Annotated in this window: 11 protein-coding genes; 9 read left to right on the forward strand and 2 right to left on the reverse strand. The window is 71.6% G+C overall.

What is annotated here, in order from left to right; translation table 11 throughout:
- Positions 1–17: 17 nt before the first annotated feature.
- The 3 genes from cobT to ACIPSA_RS01850 all read left to right on the forward strand — a co-directional run bounded on the left by cobT (position 18) and on the right by ACIPSA_RS01850 (position 3,759).
- Entirely contained in the window at positions 18–1,208 is a 1,191-nt protein-coding gene (gene cobT, locus ACIPSA_RS01840; RefSeq protein ID WP_402627629.1) for a nicotinate-nucleotide--dimethylbenzimidazole phosphoribosyltransferase, read from the forward strand.
- A gap of 65 nt (positions 1,209–1,273) precedes the next feature.
- Positions 1,274–3,070, forward strand: a complete 1,797-nt coding sequence (locus ACIPSA_RS01845) for a phosphatidylglycerol lysyltransferase domain-containing protein (protein ID WP_402627632.1) — start codon at positions 1,274–1,276, stop codon at positions 3,068–3,070.
- On the forward strand, positions 3,067–3,759 hold the full coding sequence (locus ACIPSA_RS01850) for a hypothetical protein (RefSeq protein WP_402627634.1): 693 nt from the start codon (positions 3,067–3,069) through the stop codon (positions 3,757–3,759). The genes ACIPSA_RS01845 and ACIPSA_RS01850 overlap by 4 nt, the downstream gene beginning before the upstream one ends.
- A 13-nt stretch (positions 3,760–3,772) precedes the next feature.
- On the opposite strand, the gene ACIPSA_RS01855 is transcribed toward ACIPSA_RS01850, so the two are convergent.
- Entirely contained in the window at positions 3,773–4,537 is a 765-nt protein-coding gene (locus tag ACIPSA_RS01855; RefSeq protein WP_402627636.1) for a hypothetical protein, read from the reverse strand.
- 83 nt (positions 4,538–4,620) lie between these two features.
- Here ACIPSA_RS01855 and ACIPSA_RS01860 point away from each other — a divergent pair, with 83 nt between their 5' ends.
- The 4 genes from ACIPSA_RS01860 (at position 4,621) to sucB (ending at position 11,044) form a co-directional block, all read left to right on the forward strand.
- On the forward strand, positions 4,621–5,406 hold the full coding sequence (locus tag ACIPSA_RS01860) for an adenosylcobinamide-GDP ribazoletransferase (RefSeq protein WP_402627638.1): 786 nt from the start codon (positions 4,621–4,623) through the stop codon (positions 5,404–5,406).
- A 555-nt stretch (positions 5,407–5,961) separates the two neighbouring features.
- Complete coding sequence (locus ACIPSA_RS01865) at positions 5,962–7,500, forward strand: leucyl aminopeptidase (RefSeq protein ID WP_402627641.1); 1,539 nt, start codon at positions 5,962–5,964, stop codon at positions 7,498–7,500.
- Positions 7,501–7,802: 302 nt separating this feature from the next.
- Positions 7,803–9,191 (forward strand): dihydrolipoyl dehydrogenase, encoded by a 1,389-nt coding sequence (lpdA, locus tag ACIPSA_RS01870; RefSeq protein ID WP_402627643.1) that lies wholly within the window; start codon positions 7,803–7,805, stop codon positions 9,189–9,191.
- A 62-nt stretch (positions 9,192–9,253) separates the two neighbouring features.
- Positions 9,254–11,044: a 2-oxoglutarate dehydrogenase, E2 component, dihydrolipoamide succinyltransferase gene (sucB, locus tag ACIPSA_RS01875; protein ID WP_402627646.1), complete on the forward strand. Its 1,791-nt coding sequence runs from the start codon at positions 9,254–9,256 to the stop codon at positions 11,042–11,044.
- A 60-nt stretch (positions 11,045–11,104) separates the two neighbouring features.
- Here sucB and ACIPSA_RS01880 read toward each other — a convergent pair whose 3' ends face one another.
- A complete protein-coding gene (locus ACIPSA_RS01880; RefSeq protein ID WP_402627648.1) occupies positions 11,105–11,791 on the reverse strand; it encodes a hypothetical protein in 687 nt (228 codons plus the stop codon).
- Between the two features lie 215 nt (positions 11,792–12,006).
- Between ACIPSA_RS01880 and ACIPSA_RS01885 the strand changes: the two genes are divergently transcribed.
- Positions 12,007–12,630: a GntR family transcriptional regulator gene (locus tag ACIPSA_RS01885; protein ID WP_402627649.1), complete on the forward strand. Its 624-nt coding sequence runs from the start codon at positions 12,007–12,009 to the stop codon at positions 12,628–12,630.
- A gap of 321 nt (positions 12,631–12,951) precedes the next feature.
- A complete protein-coding gene (aceE, locus tag ACIPSA_RS01890; RefSeq protein ID WP_402627651.1) occupies positions 12,952–15,654 on the forward strand; it encodes a pyruvate dehydrogenase (acetyl-transferring), homodimeric type in 2,703 nt (900 codons plus the stop codon).
- Positions 15,655–15,687: the final 33 nt, after the last annotated feature.

Below are 15,687 nucleotides of genomic sequence, written 5' to 3' on the forward strand. Positions count from 1 at the left end.
CCGGTACTGTTCGGCGAATGAGCTCGCTTAATCTCGACGACTTCACCGATCTGATCGAGCGCCCGGACGGGGGCGTGCGCCGTGACGCCGAGGCGCGCCGGGAACGTCTGGTCGTACCGCCGGGGTCACTGGGGCGCCTCGACGAACTGGGTGAGTGGCTGGCGGCCGCACAGGGTGCCGTACCGGTACGGCCGGTCGAACGCCCCCGGGTCGTTCTCTTCGCCGGTGACCACGGGATCGCCGAACGGGGCGTCTCCGCACGGCCCGCGGGCAGCGCGGAGCGGCTGGTGCGGTCCGTGCTGGAGGGCGGCAGCCCGGTGTCGGTGCTCGCGCGGCGGCTCGGGGTGCCGGTGCGGGTCGTCGACATGGCGCTGGACTGCGAGCCGGACGCGCTGCCGGCGGAGGTCGTACGGCACCGGGTGCGGCGCGGCAGCGGTCGTATCGACATCGAGGACGCGCTGACCCTTCAGGAGGCGGAGGCGGCCTTCCAGGCGGGTGTCGCGGTGGCCGACGAGGAGGCCGACTCCGGTACGGATCTGGTGGTGCTGGGCGATGTGAGCGTGGGCGGGACCACGGCGGCGGCCGTGCTCGTCGCGGCGCTGTGCGGGACCGACGCGTCGGTGGTCACCGGCCGGGGCGGGCTCGCCATCGACGACCTGACGTGGATGCGCAAGTGCGCGGCCGTGCGGGACGCGCTGCGCCGGGCCCGGCCGGTGCTCGGGGACCAGTTGGAGCTCCTGGCGGCCGTGGGCGGGGCCGACCTCGCCGCGATGACCGGGTTCCTGCTGCAGGCCGCCGTGCGGAAGCTGCCGGTGATCCTGGACGGGGTCGTGGCGGCCGCGTGCGCGCTGGTCGGGCAGCGGATCGCGTTCCGCGCGCCGGACTGGTGGCTGGCCGGGCACGGCAGCGGGGAGCCGGGCCAGGCGAAGGCGCTGGACCGGATGGCGCTGGAGCCGCTGCTCGACCAGGGCATGACAGTCGGCGAGGGCGCCGGGGCGCTGCTCGCGCTGCCGCTGGTCCAGGCCGCTGCCGCGCTGGCGGCGGAGCTTCCCGAGAAGGAGACGGAAGCGACAGAGGAAAAGGCAGAGGCAGAGGCAGAGGCAGAGGCAGAGGCAGAGGCAGAGGCAGAGGCAGAGGCAGAGGCAGAGGCAGAGGCAGACAAGGAAGCGGAGAAGGAAGCGGACTCCGAGGGGAGCGGTCCGGCCTGAACAACGCGGTTCGCCGTGTCCGCATAACGCGGTTCGCCGCGTCCGCGCCCATATGATCCTCCCCTATGGGAGATGCCCGAATTGCCGCGGAACAGGAAGCCGGCCCGGGATGCCCTGGTGACAGGGAGCGGCGGTCCACCGGGGCCTCCCGGCGGGCCGCCGCTCTCGCCGTCTGGTACCTGCGGGCCGTCGCCTTCATCAACTTCCTCAGTGCGGTCTGGGTCTCCCTCGGCCAGGACGTGCGGCGGCACAACCAGGAGAACTTCTTCACCCCGTACCTGCTGACGGCCGGCTTCGCCTCGGGTGTGTTCACCGCCTTCCTGGCCATCACCATGCGGCGGCGCAAGCGGGCGGCGTGGATCCTGAACCTGGTGCTGAGCGGGGTGTTCCTGGCCCTGTTCGCCCTCGCCATGGCGTTCCCGGAGATCCGGCAGTACGCGCAGAACTGGATCTCCCTGGTCCTCACGGCCGCCTTCGTCGGCGCGCTGCTGGTGGGGCGGCGGGAGTTCTACGCCAAGGGCGACCGGTCCAACCCCAAGCTCGCCGCCACCGTCGCCGTCGGCGGCGGACTCCTCGCCTCCCTGCTGGCCGCGCTGTTGGTGACGGTCACCGACCAGGCGCCGGACGCCGCTCGTTCGACGTTCCTGGAGCGCTGGCACTACGGCACGCTGCGGCTGATCTCGGTCGCCGCGGACGAGTCCCGCTTCCCCGACATCTCCACCCCCAACTGGGTCAACGTCGTCATCAACGTGCTCAGCACGGTCCTCGTCCTCGCCGTCCTCTACGCCGCCTTCCGTTCCCGGCGCGCCGTCGACGCGCTCACCGAGGACGACGAGAAGCGGCTGCGGGCGCTGCTCGAGAGGCACGGTGAGCGGGACTCGCTCGGTTACTTCGCGCTGCGCCGGGAGAAGAGCGTGCTGTGGTCGCCGACCGGGAAGGCCGCGGTGGCGTACCGGGTCGTGGGCGGGGTGTCGCTGGCCTCCGGGGATCCGATCGGCGACCCGGAGGCATGGCCCGGGGCGATCGTGCCGTGGCTGGCGCAGGCGCGGGAGCACGGGTGGATCCCGGCCGTGATGGGGGCGGGCGAGGAGGCCGGGACCGTGTACGCGCGGCACGGTCTCGACGCCCTGGAGCTCGGCGACGAGGCGATCGTGGAGGTGGCCGACTTCACGCTGGAGGGACGGGCGATGCGCACCGTCCGGCAGGCGTACAACCGGGTGAAGCGGGCCGGGTACGAGGTGCGCATCCGGCGGCACGAGGACATTCCCGACGACCGGATGGCGTACCTGCTCAGGCGGGCGGACGACTGGCGGGACGGGGCCACCGAGCGCGGCTTCAGCATGGCGCTCGGGCGGCTCGGGGACCCGGGTGACGGGCAGTGCGTGATGCTGGAGTGCACGGACGGGAAAGGGGAGTTGAAGGCCCTGCTCTCGTTCGTTCCCTGGGGGCCGCACGGGCTGTCGCTCGACCTCATGCGGCGGGACCGGGACTCCGACAACGGGCTGATGGAATTCATGGTCATCGAGCTGCTGCGCCGGGCCCAGGAGATCAGGATCACTCAAGTCTCGCTGAACTTCGCCATGTTCCGCTCGGTCTTCGAACGCGGCGCACGCCTCGGCGCCGGGCCGGTGCTGAGGCTGTGGCGGTCGCTGCTCAGCTTCTTCTCGCGCTGGTGGCAGATCGAGTCGCTGTACCGCGCCAACGCAAAGTACCGGCCCATCTGGGAGCCGCGGTTCCTGCTCTTCGAGAAGAGCGCGGACCTGCCGCGCATCGGCCTCGCGTCGGCGCGCGCGGAGGGGTTCCTGGAGGCGCCGGGACTACCGAAGTGGCTGCACCGAAAACACCTGGAGACACACAGATGAGGACGCTCGCCCGCTGGGCCCGCGCCGAATGGGGACTGCTCCACGTCACCGTGCGCGAGCCACTGCTCAAACGGCCCTGGCGGGCGATCCCGATGACGCTCGGGGCGGTGGGTCTGACGGCGTTACTGCAGTTCGTGCAGAACCAGTCCTGGGGCTTCCGGCTCGTGCAGAACATCGGGGCCGTACGCGCCGAGGACCCGCTGTGGCTGGGCCTCCTGCGCACCCCCCTCTCGCTTTTCGTGCCGGCGCTGGACCTGCCGGTGTGGGGCGCACTCGCGCAACTCCTGTTCGTGTTCGGGATCGCCGAGATCTGCCTCGGCTGGTGGCGGACGCTGACCATCGCCTACGTCGCCACGCTCGCCGGAACCCTGTACGCGCGCGTGGGCATCATGCTGGGGCCGCACGCCCCGATGGGACTGTCCGGGGCGGACGCCCAGGTGGTGGACACCGGCCCGTCGGCGGCCGTGGTGGGGCTCGCGGTGTACCTGGGCTGGCGGTACGGCGCCTATGTGACGGCGGCCGGGGTGGTCACGGCGATGGTGGTCGAGATGCTGCTGAAGGAAAACCTGGCGGGCAAGGAGCACTTGGCGGCGATCGCGGGCGTGACGGCGCTGTGCGGGGCGGCGGCACTGCGGCACCGCCACGGCCAACAGCCGCAGCGCCGGGCACGCACGCCGATCCGGCCCTGAGGCACGCGCTCACTCACCGACGGCCGGAAAGGCGTGGCGGGTCCGGGCTCGGTTTGCCGCCGATCCAGTCCTGCAGGACGCGGCTGCGGCCCGCCCAGCGGCGGTCGTGGCGGTAGGAGCGCAGGATGGATCTGGCCCGGGCGCGTGGGCGGTTGCGGTAGAAGCGCCTGGCCCAGAGGGAGCCGGGGCGGGCCAGGCGGATCGCCCCGACGAGGGCGACCAGGGGCACGATCACGCCGAAGATCGCGGTCCGCGCCTTGCCCTTGCCGAGCGCGACGAGAGAGCAGACGAAGTTGGCGGTGATGGTCAGGATGACCGTGCCGCGGTCCTGGAGCTCCTCCTGGGAGAGGTCGTTGACGCCGAACGGGGCGAAGCCGGCGAGGAACAGGCCGACAAGGGCCGCGGTGAGGACGACGACCTCGACGCTCTTGCGGCCCTCCTCGGTCCAGTAGACGTCATTGAGGTGCAGGATCAGCGCGAACTCGTCGAGGACCAGGCCCGCGCCGGCACCGAAGAGGACGGCGGACAGGACCGCGCCGAAGCCGCGGCCGTCACTGGCGACGGAGCCGAAGCCGCCGCCGACGGTGAGGAGGACGCCGGGCACGACGTGATGGATGTGCAGCCCACCCGCCTGGACGTTGCCGAAGGGACCCCTGCCCGCCCGGATCAGCCGGGTGATGACCCGCGTGATCACGAAGGTCAGGACGAAGGCGGTGAGGGCCAGGAGCAGCGGGAGTTTGCCGGGTTCGACGATGTTCCGATACAACCAGTGCCCCATATGCGCACCTTATCCCCCGATCATCCCCGTTGATCTCTCCGGCGGCCGTACGGCCCCGGCCGGCCGCCGGGTAACCTGCGCCGGTGCTCAAGACCCCCTGGCCGGACGGCCTGCGCTTCGCCTTCGGCACCCTCACCGTGCTCCCCGTCAGGGTCACCCGCTGGGACCGGGAGGCCGCGCGCGGCGGGATGCTGTGCGCACCGCTGGCCGGGCTCGTGGTCGGCGGGTGCGCGGCCGCGCTCGGGGGGCTGCTGCTGTTCCTCGGCGCCGGCCCCCTCCTCGCCGCCGTCGCCACCGCCGCCGTACCCGCCGCCCTCACCCGTGGTCTGCACCTCGACGGTCTCGCCGACACCGCGGACGGGCTGGGCAGCGGCAAGCCCGCCGAGGACGCGCTGCGGATCATGAAGCAGTCGGACATCGGGCCGTTCGGCGTACTCACCCTGGTCTTCGTGCTGCTCGCCCAGGTGGCCGCGCTGACGCAGGCCTACGGCGGCTCCTGGGCGTGGGGCGCGCTGGCCGCCGTCGTCTCGGCGACCGCCGCCCGGCTGGCGCTGACCCTAGCCGCCCGCGCCGGGGTGCCGGCCGCCCGGCCGGAGGGGCTGGGGGCGGCGGTGGCCGGGGTGGTGCCGGCCGGCGGCGCAATAACCGTCGCGCTCGCCGTCGTCGCCGGGGCCGCGGGCGGGGGTGCCCTCTTCGGGCCGTACGACATGGCGCGTACCGCTCTCGCCGTCGTCGCCGCCGCCGTCGTGGCCGAACTCCTGCTCCGCCACTGCACACGCCGCTTCGGCGGGGTCACCGGTGACGTGTTCGGCGGGCTCGCCGAGACGGCGGCGACGACGGCGCTCGTCGTCCTGTCGCTGGGCCGCTAGGGCCTGTCCGGCGGATCAGGTCGCAGGAAAGCAACGGCGCCTCATCAGCCCAGGTGAGCGGGGTCTGGTGCGTCCAGCTGCAAGGCGGAGGAGGGCGTCGACGCGATGGGGGTCCCCCCGCGCGAGCGCAGCCGAGCGTGGGGGAGTCGGCAACCGACGACAACGCCGCAGATGGGCGTGCCAGACCCCGCGTCTGCGGCATGATCCGCCGGACAGGCCCTCGGGCCTGCGCCGCGTCAGATGCCGTGCAGCCCGCGCGCTCCTGGTGGTCGGCGCTGGTCATACTGGGGTTAACGGCCGTGTACGCCGCCCGCAACCTCAGCAGTGTGGCCCAAGGTCACCTGAAGAGGGCGGGAAGTGGCCACGGCACCACGTACGGATGGACGCATGCGGGAATGAGCGAACGCACACACGCGCGTAGGCTCGTCCCGGGTGTTCGCCGACAGGGTGAAGGCCCCGCCTGAGACGCACCCCGGCCCGGGGTCGGCTCCCGGGCCCGGTCGACCCACCCGCTCGGCCACAGCAACTTCACATCGGAAGCGAGATTTCACCACAGTGACTGCTCTCACTCTCAGCACCGCCGCGGCGCCCGGCCTGCGGGCCGACGCGATCGTGATCGGTGTCGCCAAGGGCACCGCATCCAGGTCGGGTGACCTGGTCGTCGCGCCGGGCGCCGAGGCCGTGGACAAGGCGTACGACGGCCGGCTCGCCGACGTCCTGGAGACCCTCGGCGCCTCCGGTGCCGAGGGCGAGCTGACGAAACTGCCCTCCCCGGCCGGCTTCAAGGCGCCGCTCGTGGTCGCAGTGGGCCTGGGCGCGGAGCCCGAGAAGGACGCGTCCTACGACGCCGAGGCGCTGCGCCGGGCCGCCGGTGTCGCCGCCCGCGCGCTCGCCGGGACCAAGAAGGCCGCCTTCGCCCTGCCCGTCGCCGACGCCGACGCCGTCGCCGCGATCGGTGAGGGTGTGCTGCTGGGCGCCTACTCCTTCGACGCGTACAAGGAGAACGGGAAGGACCCGAAGGCGAAGAACGGCAGGGCGCCGCTCGCCGAGGCCTCCCTGCTCGGCGGCAAGCCCCGCGACGCGGCGCACAAGGCGGCCCTCGCCCGCGCCTCCGCGGTCTCCGAGGAGCTCAACCGCGCCCGGGACCTGATCAACACTCCGCCGAACGACCTCACTCCGGCCGCCTTCGCCGCGATCGCGCAGGCCGCGGGCAAGGAGCACGGCATCAAGGTGCAGGTGCTCGACGAGAAGGCCCTGGCCAAGGGCGGCTACGGCGGCATCCTGGGCGTCGGCGGCGGCTCGGCGGCCGCCCCGCGCCTGGTGAAGCTGTCGTACACGAACTCGAAGGCGAAGAAGCACCTGGCCTTCGTCGGCAAGGGCATCACCTACGACTCGGGCGGCATCTCCCTCAAGCCGGCCGGTCACAACGAGACGATGAAGTGCGACATGAGCGGCGCGGCCGCCGTGTTCGCCGCCGTCGTCGCGGCCGCGCGCCTGGGCCTGGAGGTCAACGTCACCGGCTGGCTGGCGCTGGCCGAGAACATGCCGTCGGGCACCGCCGTGCGCCCGGGTGACGTGCTGCGCATGTACAGCGGCAAGACCGTCGAGGTGCTCAACACGGACGCCGAGGGCCGCCTGGTCCTCGCCGACGCGCTGTGGGCGGCCTCCGCGGAGAAGCCGGACGCGATCGTGGACGTGGCGACGCTGACCGGCGCGATGGTGCTGGCGCTCGGCAACCGGACCATGGGCGTCATGGCCAACGACGACGCGTTCCGCACGACGGTGCACGAGACCGCCGAACAGGTCGGCGAGCCCTCGTGGCCGATGCCGCTGCCCGAGCACCTGCGCAAGGGCATGGAGTCCCCCACCGCCGACATCGCCAACATGGGCGAGCGGATGGGCGGCGGTCTGGTGGCCGGCCTCTTCCTGCGCGAGTTCGTCGGCGAGGGCATCACCTGGGCCCACCTCGACATCGCCGGCCCCGCCTTCAACGAGCAGGGCCCCTTCGGCTACACCCCGAAGGGTGGTACGGGCTCGGCGGTGCGCACGCTGGTCCGGCTGGCCGAGCTGGGCGCCGACGGCGACCTGGACTGACGGCGACCTGGACTGACGGCACCGGAGCGGGGGCCCGGAGGCAGAGCCTCCGGGCCCCCGCTCGTTGTGCGGCCGGGGTTCGCCCTCGACGAAATCCGCAGGTTCGTCCTAGCCGCCGCCTCGAGACGTGATGGATCAGACGTCGCAGAGCGCCGCCCGGCGTCTCTTCCGCCGCCGACAAGTGCGAAGATGGGGCACGGCAGGACAGGGCCCCCATCACAGGGCCGAGAAAGAGCGGCCGGACACCAGCCGCCGACCGGTCACTGGAGACCGGCGTGGCGCACATGCATGGAGGACGTGACGTGGCGAACGACGCCAGCACCGTTTTCGACCTAGTGATCCTCGGCGGTGGTAGCGGTGGTTACGCCGCGGCCCTGCGCGGCGCCCAGCTGGGCCTCGACGTCGCCCTGATCGAGAAGGACAAGGTCGGCGGTACCTGCCTGCACCGGGGTTGCATCCCCACCAAGGCCCTGCTGCACGCGGGCGAGATCGCCGACCAGGCCCGCGAGAGCGAGCAGTTCGGCGTCAAGGCCACCTTCGAGGGCATCGACGTCCCGGCCGTCCACAAGTACAAGGACGGCGTCATCGCCGGCCTGTACAAGGGACTGCAGGGCCTGATCGCCTCCCGCAAGGTGACCTACATCGAGGGTGAGGGCCGCCTGTCCTCCCCGACCTCCGTCGACGTCAACGGCCAGCGCATCCAGGGCCGCCACGTCCTCCTCGCGACCGGCTCCGTGCCGAAGTCGCTGCCGGGTCTGGTGATCGACGGCGACCGCATCATCTCCTCCGACCACGCCCTGGTCCTGGACCGGGTGCCGAAGTCCGCGATCATCCTGGGCGGCGGTGTCATCGGCGTCGAGTTCGCCTCGGCGTGGAAGTCCTTCGGCTCGGACGTCACGGTCATCGAGGGCCTGAAGCACCTCGTCCCCGTCGAGGACGAGAACTCCTCCAAGCTTCTTGAGCGCGCCTTCCGCAAGCGCGGCATCAAGTTCAACCTGGGCACCTTCTTCTCGAAGGCGGAGTACACCCAGGACGGTGTCAAGGTCACCCTCGCCGACGGCAAGGAGTTCGAGGCCGAGATCCTCCTCGTCGCCGTCGGCCGCGGCCCGGTCTCCCAGGGCCTGGGCTACGAGGAGCAGGGCGTCGCGATGGACCGCGGTTACGTCCTCGTCGACGAGTACATGCGGACGAACGTCCCGACCATCTCCGCCGTCGGTGACCTGGTCCCGACGCTCCAGCTCGCGCACGTCGGCTTCGCCGAGGGCATCCTGGTGGCGGAGCGTCTGGCCGGTCTGAAGACCGTCCCGATCGACTACGACGGTGTCCCGCGGGTGACGTACTGCCACCCGGAGGTCGCCTCCGTCGGTATCACCGAGGCCAAGGCCAAGGAGATCTACGGCGCGGACAAGGTCGTCGCTCTGAAGTACAACCTGGCGGGCAACGGCAAGAGCAAGATCCTCAACACCTCGGGCGAGATCAAGCTCGTCCAGGTGAAGGACGGTGCCGTGGTCGGCGTCCACATGGTCGGAGACCGCATGGGCGAGCAGGTCGGCGAGGCCCAGCTGATCTACAACTGGGAGGCGCTGCCGGCCGAGGTCGCCCAGCTCATCCACGCCCACCCGACGCAGAACGAGGCGCTCGGCGAGGCCCACCTGGCCCTGGCCGGCAAGCCGCTCCACTCGCACGACTGACCCTCGGTCGACGAACGCGACGACACAGACTTCCGCACTTCCGTTAAGGAGCAACCGAAACCATGGCGGTTTCCGTAACCCTTCCGGCGCTCGGCGAGAGCGTCACCGAGGGCACTGTCACCCGCTGGCTGAAGGCCGAGGGCGAGCGCGTCGAGGCCGACGAGCCGCTGCTCGAGGTCTCCACCGACAAGGTCGACACCGAGATCCCCTCCCCCGCCGCAGGCATCCTGGCCTCCATCAAGGTCGCCGAGGACGAGACGGTCGAGGTCGGCGCCGAGCTGGCCATCATCGACGACGGCACGGGCGCGCCCGTCGCCGCCCCGGCCCCGGCAGCCGCCGAGGCTCCGGCCCCGGCCCCCGCACCCGTCGCCGAGGCCCCCGCCGCCCCGGCCCCGGCCGCCCCCGTTGCCGCTCCGGCCGGTGGCGCCACGGGCACGGACGTGGTCCTCCCGGCTCTCGGTGAGTCCGTCACCGAGGGCACGGTCACCCGCTGGCTGAAGTCGGTCGGCGAGACCGTCGAGGCCGACGAGCCGCTGCTCGAGGTCTCCACCGACAAGGTCGACACCGAGATCCCGGCGCCCGTCTCCGGCGTGCTGCTGGAGATCGTGGTCGGCGAGGACGAGACCGCCGAGGTCGGCGCCAAGCTGGCCGTCATCGGCGCCCCGGGTGCGGCTCCGGCCGCTGCCCCGGCCCCCGCCGCTCCGGCTCCGGCGCCCGCCGCCGCTGCCCCCGCTCCCGCTCCGGCCGCCCCCGTGGCTCCGGCCGCCCCGGCCCCGGCGCCCGCCGCTCCGGCTCCCGCGCCGGTCGCTCCGGCCCCGGTCGCCCCGGCTCCGGTCGCCGCCGCCCCGGCGCCCGCCCCGGTCGCTCCGGCCCCGGTCGCCCCGGCCGCTCCGGCACCCGCCGCGCAGCCCACGGACGAGGGCGCGTACGTGACCCCGCTGGTGCGCAAGCTCGCCGCCGAGAACGGCGTCGACCTGGGCTCCGTCAAGGGCACCGGCGTCGGCGGTCGCATCCGCAAGCAGGACGTCATCGCCGCCGCCGAGGCCGCGAAGGCCGCCGCCGCTGCCGCTCCGGCTCCGGCCGCTGCCGCCGCCCCGACCGCCAAGAAGGCGCCGACGCTGGAGGTCTCCCCCCTCCGCGGCCAGACCGTCAAGATGCCCCGCATCCGCAAGGTCATCGGCGACAACATGGTCAAGGCGCTGCACGAGCAGGCCCAGCTGTCGTCGGTCGTCGAGGTCGACGTCACGCGCCTGATGCGCCTGCGCGCCCAGGCCAAGGACTCGTTCGCCGCGCGCGAGGGCGTCAAGCTCTCCCCGATGCCGTTCTTCGTGAAGGCGGCGGCCCAGGCGCTGAAGGCCCACCCGGTCATCAACGCCAAGATCAACGAGGCCGAGGGCACGATCACCTACTTCGACTCCGAGAGCATCGGGATCGCAGTGGACTCCGAGAAGGGCCTGATGACCCCGGTCATCAAGCACGCGGGCGACCTCAACATCGCCGGCATCGCCAAGGCCACGGCGGAGCTCGCGGGCAAGGTCCGCGCCAACAAGATCACGCCCGACGAGCTGTCCGGCGCGACCTTCACCATCTCCAACACCGGTTCGCGCGGTGCGCTCTTCGACACGATCATCGTGCCGCCGGGCCAGGTCGCGATCCTCGGTATCGGTGCCACGGTCAAGCGTCCGGCGGTCATCGAGACCGAGGAGGGCACGGTCATCGGCGTCCGCGACATGACCTACCTGACCCTCTCCTACGACCACCGTCTGGTGGACGGCGCCGACGCGGCCCGTTACCTGACGGCGGTCAAGGGGATCCTGGAGGCGGGCGAGTTCGAGGTCGAGCTCGGGCTGTAAGCCTGTCAGTGCCGTACGGTGCCCCGCCCGGAGTCTCTCCGGGCGGGGCACCGTCGTTTCTCACCTCGGCGTCAGCTTCGCGTCGGACCAGGTCACCAGCGTCTCCACCCACACATTGGGGATGTAGAGGCGAGGTGCGGGCGTCAGGTCCTCGGTGCGGTACGCCTCCAGGACGTCATAGGTGGCGTCGAGGCAGTCCCGCGAGGTGAGCTCCCCGGTCTTCGGATCGACACCGACGAGGAAACCGCGGCCCTCGACGGCCCGGATCATCTTCCGTGCCGCTCGCACGTCGCTCGTCGAGGACGAGGTGCAGCGGTAACGGCTGTACGGGTGGGTGGACTTGCCGGGGTAGTGGGCGTCGGTGGACATGTCGCTGAGCATGCGGGCGTACGACCCCTGCGCGTGCCAGGCGCCGATGTCGCCGCCGGGCGGGGTGTACAGCTTGCCGGTGGGGTTCTCGACCGCGCCGTACTCCCAGTTCCTCGTACCGGTGATACGGAACCCCCAGCCGACGTGACCGAACTTCTGGGCCCCGTCCGGCTTGACGAAGACACAGGCGGCACCGGACCCGCCACCGCCCCGGGCGGCACCCGCCATGCCCGTGATCTCTTCGCCGCTGCTGCTCGGCCGCCCCTCGCCCGACGCCGGTGTGTCCATCTGCTGGCACCCGGTCACGCCGACGAGCGCGCCGATCACGGCTGCCGCTGCCGTCCAGCGCCCCAGTCCTCGCCGTCCCCCGATGTTCATGCCGTCCCCCTGCCGTTCCCAGGGGCGCCTCCTCACGAGCACCCCTGCCGAACGCGACACATCTCGGGGCCACGAAGTTCCGTGTCTTGACAGAAGTCATCCTGCTGGGAGCGTGTAAGCCTCGTCTCACCTGCATGAAAAGCGCCCCCGTGCGCCCCTCCCGAACGGGTCTGCGGCCTTATTGTCTAAACGTCAAACGCCCTTAAGGAGCTCTCATGACCGCGCCCGTCGTCCACTCGCTGCGCGAACAGATCCGCGAGCACATCGTGGAGGGAATCGTCAGCGGGCGCTGGAAGCCGGGCGAGCGGATCGTGGAGCGCCGGATCGCGACCGAGCTGGAGGTCAGCCAGACCCCGGTGCGGGAGGCGCTGCGCGAGCTGGAGTCGCTGCGGCTGATCGAATCGGCGCCGAACAAGGGCGTACGGGTGCGGAACCTGACGGCGGCCGACCTGGAGGAGAGCTACCCCGTGCGGGCCGGCCTGGAGGCGATCGCCGCGGAGCTGGCGGCGGACCGCCTCGCGGAGGACTGCTCGGCCCTGGAGCCCCATGTGGCGGCCCTCTACGAGGCCGACCGCAAGGCCGACGGCACGGCCCAGGTCCGCCACACGGTCGGCTTCCACCGTGAGCTGGTCCGCGCGGCGGACAACTCGGTCCTGCTGCACACCTGGGAGGGCCTGGGCATCGAGGTCTTCACGGCCCTGTCGATCCGCTGGCTGGGCACGGTGCAGCAGTCGTACGCGGAGGAGCACGAGGAGCTGCTGGCGGCGTTCCGCCGCCGTGACCCACGGATCGCCGACATCGTGAAGGCCCACGTACTCGGTTGTGCACCCCGGGCTTGAGGAATCCGGCACGCCGGTGACCTTCCCTCACCGGTGACCTGCCCCCGAACAGCAGAGCGCACCCCCGCTCAAAACACCGCCTCACCTGCGCAAACCCCGGCCGATCGCGTCACCCGGTGCCACCACCGGAGGCACCCCGTGCCGACTTTCTCGAAATCGAGAAGTTTTGGCCCTCAACCCTTTGATCGATCATCGATCAGGGAGTTACAGTCGCCGACGGACTTCCACCGAAGTCCGTCTGCCCTGTCCTGCCAAAGACCAAGGGCAACCCCCCAACCCTTACCGATGAGGGAACCCCCTTCGACTGAGGAAGGCGGCGACATGACCGACCCCTACGCCATCCAGCCGAGCGAGCTCGACCAGCTCCCGGACCGCGACCCGGAGGAGACCGCCGAATGGCAGGCCTCACTGGACGCCGTGGCCAGGGAGGCCGGGCCGCACCGTGCCGCGTACCTGATGCGCCGCACGCTGGAGCGTGCGGAGGCGGGCGGCATCACGCTGCCGAAACTCCTTGAGACCGACTACGTCAACACCATCCCGACCGCCGCCGAGCCGTCCGCGCCCGGTGACGAGGAGATGGAGCGGAAGATCACCGCGTGGAACCGCTGGAACGCGGCCGCGATGGTGACCCGGGGCAGCAAGCACGGCGTCGGCGGCCACATCGCCACCTTCGCCTCGGCGGCCTGGCTGTACGAGACCGGCTTCAACCACTTCTTCAAGGGCAAGGAGGCCGACGGCTCGGGCGACCAGCTCTACATCCAGGGCCACGCCTCCCCCGGCATCTACGCCCGCGCCTTCCTCGACGGCCGCCTCACCGAGGCCCACCTGGACAACTTCCGCCAGGAGGCCGGCGGCAACGGCCTGCCGTCGTACCCGCACCCGCGCCGCCTCCCCTGGCTGTGGGAGTTCCCGACGGTGTCGATGGGCCTCGGCCCGCTCTCCGCCATCTACCAGGCGCGCTTCAACCGCTACCTCACCGGCCGCGGCATCAAGGACGTCTCGTCCTCGCACGTCTGGGCCTTCCTCGGCGACGGCGAGATGGACGAGCCCGAGTCGACGGCGGCACTTGCGCTCGCCGCGCGTGAGGAACTGGACAACCTCACCTTCGTCATCAACTGCAACCTGCAGCGCCTCGACGGCCCGGTCCGCGCCAACTTCAAGATCGTTCAGGAGCTGGAGGCCCAGTTCCGGGGCGCCGGCTGGAACGTCGTCAAGACGCTGTGGGGCACGGCGTGGGACGAGCTGTTCGCACTCGACACCACGGGCGCGCTCGTACGCCGCCTGCGCCAGGTGCCGGACGCCCAGGTGCAGACGTACCAGACCCGCGACGCCGCCTACATCCGCCAGGACTTCTTCGGCGCCGACCCGGCGCTCGCCGAGATGGCGAAGCTGCTGAGCGACGACAAGATCCTGGAGTGCTTCCACCTCTCCCGCGGTGGTCACGAGGCCCGCAAGGTGTACGCCGCGTACAAGGCCGCCGTCGAGCACAAGGGCGCGCCGACCGTGATCCTGGCCCAGACGGTCAAGGGTCACACCCTCGGTGAGGGCTTCGCGTCGAAGAACGCCAACCACCAGATGAAGAAGCTGACGGTGGACGAGTTCAAGACGATGCGCGACCTGCTGGAGCTGCCGATCTCCGACGCCGCGTTCGCCGACGGCGTGGTCCCCTACGGCCACCCGGGCGCCGACGCTCCCGAGGTCCGCTACCTCCAGGAGCGCCGCGCGGCCCTCGGCGGCCTGGCCCCGGCCCGCCGGGTCCACCCGCTCGCCCCGCTGCCGGCCCCGGCCGAGAAGGCGTTCGCCTCCTTCGACAAGGGCTCCGGCTCCCAGAACGTGGCCACCACCATGGCCTTCGTCCGCCTGGTCAAGGACCTGGTGCGCGACAAGGAGACCGGCAGGCGCTGGGTGCCGATCGTCCCGGACGAGGCGCGCACCTTCGGCATGGAGTCGCTGTTCCCGTCCCTCGGGATCTACTCCCCCAAGGGCCAGACGTACGAGCCGGTCGACCGCGACCAGCTGATGTACTACAAGGAGGCCAAGAACGGCCAGATCCTCAACGAGGGGATCACCGAGGCCGGTTCGATGGCCGACTTCATCGCCGCGTCGACCGCGTACGCGACGCACGGCGAGGCGATGATCCCCTTCTACATCTTCTACTCGATGTTCGGCTGGCAGCGCACGGCCGACCAGATGTGGCAGCTCGGCGACCAGCTCGGCCGCGGCTTCCTCGTCGGCGCGACGGCGGGCCGTACGACGCTGACGGGCGAGGGCCTGCAGCACGCGGACGGCCACTCGCCGGTGATCGCGGCGACGAACCCCGCGGCCCTCACCTACGACCCTGCGTTCGCGTACGAGATCGCGGTCATCGTGAAGGACGGTCTGCGCCGCATGTACGGCGAGGCGGCCCCGGGCGAGGACCAGAACGTCTTCTACTACCTGACGGTCTACAACGAGCCGCTGCCGCAGCCCGCGAAGCCGTCCGGCCTCGGCATCGACGAGGGCGTCCTCAAGGGTCTGTACCGCTTCAACACGGCGGAGTCGGCGGGCCTCGCCCCGGTCGCCAACGCCCCCCGCATCCAGCTGCTGGGCTCCGGCACGGCGATCCACTGGGCCCTGGAGGCGCAGAAGCTCCTCGCCGAGGAGTGGGGTGTCGCGGCCGACGTGTGGTCCGCGACGTCCTGGACCGAGCTGCGCCGCGACGCGCTGGAGGCGGACGCCGCCCTCCTGCGCGGCGAGGAGCGGGTGCCGTTCGTCCGGCAGGCGCTGCAGGGCGCCGAGGGCCCGGTCCTCGCGGTGTCCGACTACATGCGCCAGGTTCCGGACCAGATCGCGCAGTGGGTCGAGCAGGACTGGTCCTCGCTGGGCGCCGACGGCTTCGGCCTGTCGGACACCCGTGACGCCGCCCGCCGCCACTTCGGCGTCGACGCCCAGTCGATCGTCGTTGCGGCCCTGGCCCAGCTGGCGAAGCGGGGCGAGGTCAGGGCGACCGCGGTGAAGGAAGCGCGGGAGAAGTACGGCCTGTAAGGGCTGGGTTCTTCGTCCGGTTCGGTGAAGGGG

The sequence above is a fragment of the Streptomyces sp. NPDC086549 genome, from assembly GCF_044746205.1.
Lineage (GTDB): Bacteria > Actinomycetota > Actinomycetes > Streptomycetales > Streptomycetaceae > Streptomyces.

Excerpts from the sequence above, each read along its gene's own strand:
- cobT (WP_402627629.1), top strand. The coding sequence starts at position 18 with ATGAGCTCGCTTAATCTCGACGACTTCACCGATCTGATCGAGCGCCCG.
- ACIPSA_RS01880 (WP_402627648.1), bottom strand. The coding sequence starts at position 11,791 with ATGAACATCGGGGGACGGCGAGGACTGGGGCGCTGGACGGCAGCGGCA.
- aceE (WP_402627651.1), top strand. The coding sequence starts at position 12,952 with ATGACCGACCCCTACGCCATCCAGCCGAGCGAGCTCGACCAGCTCCCG.
- ACIPSA_RS01855 (WP_402627636.1), bottom strand. The coding sequence starts at position 4,537 with ATGGGGCACTGGTTGTATCGGAACATCGTCGAACCCGGCAAACTCCCG.
- ACIPSA_RS01845 (WP_402627632.1), top strand. The coding sequence starts at position 1,274 with ATGGGAGATGCCCGAATTGCCGCGGAACAGGAAGCCGGCCCGGGATGC.
- ACIPSA_RS01850 (WP_402627634.1), top strand. The coding sequence starts at position 3,067 with ATGAGGACGCTCGCCCGCTGGGCCCGCGCCGAATGGGGACTGCTCCAC.
- sucB (WP_402627646.1), top strand. The coding sequence starts at position 9,254 with ATGGCGGTTTCCGTAACCCTTCCGGCGCTCGGCGAGAGCGTCACCGAG.
- ACIPSA_RS01885 (WP_402627649.1), top strand. The coding sequence starts at position 12,007 with ATGACCGCGCCCGTCGTCCACTCGCTGCGCGAACAGATCCGCGAGCAC.